The 7,281-nt window shown below is 63.2% G+C and carries 5 protein-coding genes and 1 pseudogene; 5 read left to right on the top strand and 1 reads right to left on the bottom strand.

Annotation, left to right across the window (positions count from 1 at the left end):
• A pseudogene (locus JNK99_RS07615) lies at nucleotides 1–727 on the top strand (IS5 family transposase); the annotation flags it as partial.
• Between the two features lie 268 nt (nucleotides 728–995).
• On the opposite strand, the gene JNK99_RS07620 reads toward JNK99_RS07615, so the two are convergent.
• The gene (locus JNK99_RS07620) at nucleotides 996–2,420 is read right to left on the bottom strand and encodes an ATP-binding protein (protein ID WP_291850931.1); all 1,425 of its coding nucleotides are present in this window, start codon (nucleotides 2,418–2,420) and stop codon (nucleotides 996–998) included.
• Between the two features lie 351 nt (nucleotides 2,421–2,771).
• Here JNK99_RS07620 and JNK99_RS07625 point away from each other — a divergent pair, with 351 nt between their 5' ends.
• The 4 genes from JNK99_RS07625 to JNK99_RS07640 form a co-directional block, all read left to right on the top strand.
• Nucleotides 2,772–3,956 carry a hydrogenase small subunit gene (locus JNK99_RS07625; RefSeq protein ID WP_291850934.1) on the top strand — a complete coding sequence of 395 codons (1,185 nt, stop codon included), beginning with the start codon at nucleotides 2,772–2,774 and terminating at the stop codon, nucleotides 3,954–3,956.
• Nucleotide 3,957: 1 nt separating this feature from the next.
• Nucleotides 3,958–4,992: a hydrogenase 2 operon protein HybA gene (hybA, locus tag JNK99_RS07630; protein WP_291850937.1), complete on the top strand. Its 1,035-nt coding sequence runs from the start codon at nucleotides 3,958–3,960 to the stop codon at nucleotides 4,990–4,992.
• Nucleotides 4,989–6,158 carry a Ni/Fe-hydrogenase cytochrome b subunit gene (gene hybB / locus JNK99_RS07635; RefSeq protein WP_291850940.1) on the top strand — a complete coding sequence of 390 codons (1,170 nt, stop codon included), beginning with the start codon at nucleotides 4,989–4,991 and terminating at the stop codon, nucleotides 6,156–6,158. Before hybA ends, hybB begins: the two co-directional genes overlap by 4 nt.
• Nucleotides 6,159–6,181: 23 nt before the next feature.
• The coding region (locus JNK99_RS07640) for a nickel-dependent hydrogenase large subunit (RefSeq protein WP_291850943.1) at nucleotides 6,182–7,281 on the top strand (1,100 nt) is incomplete at its 3' end.

Consider the following 7,281-nt stretch of genomic DNA (forward strand, 5'->3'; position numbering starts at 1 on the left):
TTGCGGGGATTCGTGCGGATCGATCTGTCGCGAGAGGCGGCGCCGGATGCGACGACGCTGCTGCAGTTTCGCCACTTGCTGGAAGAGAAGGACCTGTCGAAGGCCATCTTCGCGGCGATCAACGCGCAACTGACGGCCAAGGGGCTGATGATGCGTGAGGGAACGATTGCCGACGCGACGATCCTTGCCGCACCGCCGTCGGTGAAGAACGAAGCGAAGGCCCGCGATCCGGAGATGCACCAGACGAAGAAGGGCAACCGGTGGCACTTCGGGATGAAGGCGCACATCGGGGTCGATGCTGAGAGCGGTCTGGTGCATACGGTGGTGGGAACGGCGGCGAACGTCGCCGACGTGACGCAGACCGCCGAAGTGCTGCACGGCGAAGAGAAAACCGTGTATCTGGATGCCGGTTACACCGGTGTCGAGAAGCGCGAAGAGCTGAGAGACCGGGACATCGATTGGCAGGTGGGTGGCGAGCAAGCTGAAGGCGATCCCGAAGGAGAGCAAGCTTGGCGCCCTGCTGCGTCGCCTGGAATCGGTCAAGGCGGGCATCCGCTCGAAGGTCGAGCACCCCTTTCACATCGTGAAGAATCTCTTCAGCCATCGCAAGGTCCGCTACAAGGGGCTGAAGAAGAACACGGCCCAGTTGCACATCCTCTTTGCGCTGGCCAATCTGGTCATCGCCAAGCGGCAGCTTCTGGCTGTTCACAGCCAAGGTGCGTCCTGAGCACGGCGAAGGGCACCGAAAAGGAGGGGTGAAAACCAGTATGAGACTTTGAACCCCGGAGAAATCGGCCGGAACGGCGCGCCGCCCGACCGCGAGCTCTCGGTTTCCCGACCGGGAGCGGCTTTGGCGCGTGTTGAGGTCCATTGATCAGCGGTTCCCTAGCGAAAATGCTTTGCGCCGCTACCCGGCGCACTGCCCCTGATCGAACTCAGGAAGCGGCCGTCAAGCACCAGGTGAAAAAGTCCTCCGCCAGCGACATGCCGAAGTCTTAGCCGATCGGCTTCGCGGTGGCGCCTGCCGCGTCGGGCCCGTCCTGCAACAGCGGCAGAGTGAGCGTGAAGAGGGCACCACCGGCCGCCCCATTGGCGGCCTCCAGCCGCCCGCCATGCCGCTCGACGATGCCGTAACTGATCGACAGACCCAGCCCGGTGCCCTGCCCGACCGGCTTGGTGGTGAAGAAAGGGTCGAACAGGCGCAACAGGTTGACCGGCGCGATTCCCGGCCCGTTATCGGCAAAAACGAGCTGCACCATGCCATCCTCGACACGCGCGGCAATGTCGAGTCGCGGCGACTCGCCGCCGGCGGTGGCATCCAGTGCATTCTGCACGAGGTTCATCAGCACCTGCTGCATCTGGCCCGACGAACCGGTCACCGGCAGATCGGCGGGCAGGTCGACATCGACCTGAAAATTGCGTGGCCCGGAACGCACCACCCAACGCACCGCCCGCGCCACGACCTCGGCCAGATTGAACGGCGCATCGGCACTGCGGTCGAGGGCCGAGAAGCGCTTCAGGCCATCGACGATGTCGCGCGTGCGCTCCGCACCTTCGGTCATGCCATCGAGCAGCGGGTTCAGGTCGACCATGATGCGGTCGATACGCAATTTCTGGCGCAATTCGTCGAGTTCCGGCGAACGCTGGCGGGGTTCCGAGTGCACCGCCTCGAGATAGGTCTGCAGCCGTGCAGCGTAACGCCGGATGGCCAGCACGTTGCCGAGAACGAAACTGATCGGATTGTTCAGTTCATGCGCCACGCCGGCCACCAGACGGCCGAGCGAGGCCATCTTCTCGGCCTGCAGCAGTTGCTGCTGGGTGCGTTTCAGATCGTCGTGCGCCTGGCGCAGGGCATGATAAGCACGCCGCAGTTCGCCAACCGGCCGGCCGGTGACGACCATGCCGACCAGCTTGCCGGTGCCCGACAGACGTGGCGTACAGTTCAGCGAGACCGGCAGGGGGCTGCCGTCGCGCCCGCTGATCAGCAACTCGCAATCCTGCACGGTCGCCGGCCGCGCTGCCGAGAAGAAACCGTGCACCCGCTGGCGCGAGGTTTCGTCGGCGAAGAGATCACCCAGCGGCCGGCCGCGCAGAACGGTTTCGTCCTGACCGATGAAACGGCGCAGCGAGTCGTTCACTTCCTGGATGGCGCCGTAGCGGTTGCAGACGATCAGGATGTCCGACATCGATGCCAGCACGCTCTCGATGAACTGCTGCGAGTCTTCAAGGGCGGCGTTCTTCTGCTCGAGGACCACCTCGTATTGCAGGAGGTCGTTGTACACCTCGTCCATCTTGCGGATGACTTCGACCCACACCGTTTCGTCCACTCCGTCGAAGCCGGATTGCGCGTCGGGCAGCGCATCCTGGCCAATCGTCACGCGGCGCAGGGGACGCTCAGCGGGCAAGGCGGGGCTGCTCATCAGGCGAGCCGGTACAGGAAGCAGAGTGAGTGATCCATGACTGGATCGTAGAACCAATCGATGCCTGTTGCAACGCTCGGGCAGCGACCCCGCCGGACACGCCGGAGGACCCGGCCTGGAGAAATGCGACTCCAGGCGTCATGGAAAGAAACTTTCCACTTCGAACGAAAGGCGAAAACCATGGCGCCGCATTGCCGATTGACAAATCGCCGACCCTCCTGTTTTGCCTACAGATTTCTTGATGGCACGATTCTTGTATGCATTAGACGTGATGGCTGCATGCGCGCTGATCGACACACCCGGTGTACACCTTCTGACCACCGGTCGGACGACGAGAGAGGGGACAGGAAGATGGCAAATACCAGTCTGCTGAAGCTGGAGGAGGATTCCCGTATCGATTCCCATATCGCGGCGGTGAGCAAGCGACTCGGCATGCCGCGGCGCGCGTTCCTGCAATTCTGCGCCACCCTGGCAACCAGTCTCGGCTTGCCACCCGGTGCCGATGCGGCCGTTGCCGAGGCGGTGGCGAGCAAGAAACGACCCTCGGTGATCTGGCTGCACTTCCAGGAATGCACTGGCTGCACGGAGTCGATGCTGCGTGCCGAACATCCGACACTGGAAAAGCTGATTCTCGATGTGATTTCGCTCGACTATCACGAAACGCTCTTCGCCGCCGCCGGCCATCAGGCCGAACAGGCACGCAAGAGCGCGATGATGCAGAACAGGGGTAGCTATCTGCTGGTCATCGAAGGCGCCATTCCGACGCGCGACGGCGGTATCTACTGTAAGGTCGGCGGCCAGACGGCGATCGAATTGACCAGGGAGTGCGCGGCCGACGCGGCAGCGATAATCGCGATCGGTTCCTGCGCGAGCTGGGGAGGCATGCCATCGACCGATCCCAATCCGACCGGCTCGTCGGGGGTCGCCACGGTTCTCGGCAAGCCGGTCGTCAGCATTCCCGGTTGTCCGCCCAACCCGTACAACTTCCTGTCTACGGTCGTGCATTTCCTGGCGTTTGGCAGTCTGCCGCCGGTCGATGAGCTTGGCCGGCCGAAGTTCGCCTACTCGCGACTCATTCACGAGAGCTGCGAGCGCCGTGCCCATTTCGATGCCGGGCGTTTCGCCATGGAGTTCGGCGACGAGGGACATCGCAAGGGTTATTGCCTGTACAAGCTTGGCTGCAAAGGCCCGGAGACCTACGCCAACTGCCCCACCGTCCTGTTTGGCGACGCCGGTGCCGGTACCTGGCCGATCGGCTGCGGTTGCCCGTGCATCGGCTGCACCGAGCAGGGTGTTGGCTTCAGCAAGCCACTGCACATGCTGGCAAAGGTGAAGAACGTCGACCCACCGCAGCAGTATCCGCGCATTGTCGAGGAGAAAGGCATGGGCGCAACGCTCGGATCGGCTGCCCTGCTCGCCGCGGTCGCCGGTGCGGCTGCCGGTGGCGCAGCCATGGTGGCACGCAATCTGGGGCTTTCGCATCAGGCCGAGGAAGCCGAGCGCGCCCGTGCTGCGGGCCAAGGGACGGAGGTGTGAGATGCCCAAGACGATGATTGACGAACGTTCCGACGAGCGCTCCCGGCGCCACTTCCTGAAAGGTTGCGTCGGTACCGCCGGCGCGGCGGTCGCTGCCGTTGCCGTGAGCACGACGGTTGAAGCGCGCGACACTTACCAACGGCCGCCAGAGGCTCTCGGACTGCTCTACGACGCCACACTGTGCATCGGCTGCAAGGCGTGTGTCGCTGCCTGCAAGCGGGCCAACGACAACCCGCCGGAATTTTCGACCAGCGACAGGCTGTGGGATACGCCGCTCGACACCAGCGGCCATACCTTCAACATCATCAAGATGTACCGCAGCGGAACGATGGCCACCAAGGACGACGAGAGCAACGGTTACGCGTTCATGAAGACCTCGTGCATGCACTGCGCCGACCCGTCCTGCGTCTCGGCCTGTCCGGTAACGGCGATGACCAAGGACCCGACGACGGGCATCGTCGCCTACGACCCCGAAGCCTGCGTCGGCTGCCGTTACTGCGTCGTCGCCTGCCCCTTCGGCATCCCCAAATACCAGTACGACTCGCCGACCGGCAAGATCGGCAAGTGCGAACTCTGCCGCCATCGCTACCGGGATGGCCACTACTCGGCCTGCGCCGAGGTCTGCCCGACCGGCGCGACGCTCTATGGCCGCACCAGCGATCTGCTGAATGAAGCCAGACGTCGCCTGGCTCTCGAACCGGGCAGCGTGACCACCTATCCGCGCGGCAAGCTGAACGACGGTCCCGATCAGAGCTACGAAGGCCTGGTCGGCAACTACCAGCAGCACGTCTACGGTGAGACCGAGTATGGCGGCACACAGGTGCTCAAGCTGTCAGCCGTCGACTTCGAGAAGGTGGGCATGCCCAGGCTGCCACCCAGATCGTCGGCGGCGACCTCGGAAACGATTCAGCACACGCTTTACGGCGGGCTGCTGATGCCGTTTGCGGTGCTTGGCGCGATGACCTACGTCGCCAGGCGCAACGTTCATCATGAAGACGACACGCCGGCCGACGAACCCGTGAAGGAGGAATCATGAGCGCTCAGCAGCATGCCGCAGCGGCACCGGTTGGTGGCGATCTGTTCAACGCGACAACCCTGATCTGTGGGGTGCTGATCGCGGTGATGGCGACCGTCATCGTCGTCCGCCTGTTCTTCGGCCTCGGCTCGGTGACCAATCTGAACGATGGCTACTCATGGGGCCTGTGGGTGGTCGGCGACGTGTTCATCGGTTCCGCCCTGGCTTGCGGCGGGTTCTCGGTCGCCCTGCTGGTCTATATCTTCAACCGGGGCGAGTACCATCCGCTGGTCCGTCCGGCGCTGCTGGGCAGCCTTTTCGGCTACACCCTGGCCGGCGCCGCGATTACCGTCGACCTCGGACGCTGGTGGAACTTCTGGCACATCTTCTGGCCGGGCTACTTCAACGTCAACTCGGTGATGTTCGAGGTGGCGGCATGCATCACCTTGTACATCATCGTCATGTGGATCGAGTTCTCGCCGGTCTTCCTCGAGAAACTCGGCCTGCGCGACGTGCGCCGCAAACTGAACAAGGTGTTGTTCATCTTCATCGCACTGGGCATCGTCCTGCCGATGATGCATCAGGCTTCGCTGGGAACGATGCTGGTGGTCATGGGCGACCAGGTGAACCCGCTGTGGCAGACCCCGCTGCAACCGCTGATCTACCTGCTGTCGGCCATCACCCTGGGCTACGGTGTGGTGCTCTTCGAGTCCTGCGTTGCCGCATCGGCCTACCGGCGGGAAATCGAGGTGTCGATGCTCAACCCGATGGCCCGGGTGATGCTCGGCATCATGGCCTTCTATCTGGTCGTCCGCTTTGCCGACCTCGCGGTGCGCGGGGTCCTCGGCGAAGCATTCAAACCCACCTACATCGCGCTCACCTTCTGGATCGAGAACGCCTCCTTCATCGCGCCGTTCCTGTTGATCGGCAGCGTCGCCGCACGCCGCAATCCGGCCCGGCTGTTCCTCGCCGGCATCGCGGTCATGCTTGGTGGCATCCTGCTGCGCCTGAACGGCTTCCTGATCGCCTTCGACACCGGTCCGGGCTGGAGCTACTTCCCGTCGGTGCCGGAACTGCTGGTCACTTTCGGCATCTTCGCCGCCGAAGTCTTCGGCTACATTTACATCACCCGCCGATTCCCGGTCCTGCCGCGTGAAGAAGCGTATGCTCAGCCAGCGCGCAGCTAACGCTCTTTTCAGGAGACAAGAAAATGTCGCAACGAGTCACGATTGACCCGGTCACCCGAATCGAAGGTCATCTGCGGGTCGACGTCGAAGTCGACGGCGGCAAGGTCAGGAAGGCCTGGGCCTCCGGCCAGATGTGGCGCGGAGTCGAAAACATCCTGATCGGTCGCGATCCGCGTGATGCCTGGGCCATCACCCAGCGCATCTGCGGTGTCTGTACGACAGTACATGCGCTGGCCTCGGTGCGCTCCGTCGAAAACGCGCTGCAGCTCGAACTGCCGGCCAACGCCCAGTACATCCGCAACATGATCATCCTGGCGCATGCGGTGCACGACCATATCGTGCACTTCTACCATCTCTCGGCACTCGACTGGGTGGATGTCACCAGTGCGCTGAAGGCGGACCCCGCCAAGGCCGCCAGCCTCGCCGAAAGTCTCTCGAACTGGTCCGGCAACGGCAAGGCCGAGTTCACCAAGGTCAAGGAAAGGCTCAGCGACTTCGTCGGCACCGGCCAGCTCGGCATCTTCACCAATGGCTACTGGGGACACCCGGCAATGAAGCTGCCACCCGAAGTGAATCTGATCGCCGTGGCACATTATCTGCAGGCGCTCGAGGTGCAACGCCATGCCAACAAGGTGGTCAGCATTCTCGGCGGCAAGACGCCGCACATCCAGAACGTCGTCGTGGGTGGCGTCGCCAACGCGCTGGCGATCGACTCGCAGGCGGTGCTGACCGTCGAACGGCTGCTGGCGGTCAAAGACTGGATCGACCAACTGGCCGATTTCGTGAAGAACGTCTACCTGATCGACGTGGCGGTGGTCGGTGGCTTCTACCCCGAATGGACGACGATCGGACGCGGCATCGTCGATTACCTGTCGGTGCCGGACATTCCCCTGGACGGCAAGAACACGCAATTCGCACTTCCCGGTGGACACATCGCCGGTGGTGAACTGGCCAGCTTCAAGGAGATCAGGACCCATGACGACGTGTACTTCAAGGACGGCGTCACGGAATCGGTCAAGCACTCCTGGTACGAGGGAGGCAAGGGCCCGCTGCATCCCTACAAGGGGGAGACGCGGCCGCAATACACCGACTTCCAGGACAACGGCAAGTACTCCTGGCTGAA

It is taken from the genome of Accumulibacter sp. (assembly GCF_016789985.1).
In the GTDB taxonomy this organism is placed as follows: Bacteria; Pseudomonadota; Gammaproteobacteria; order Burkholderiales; family Rhodocyclaceae; genus Accumulibacter.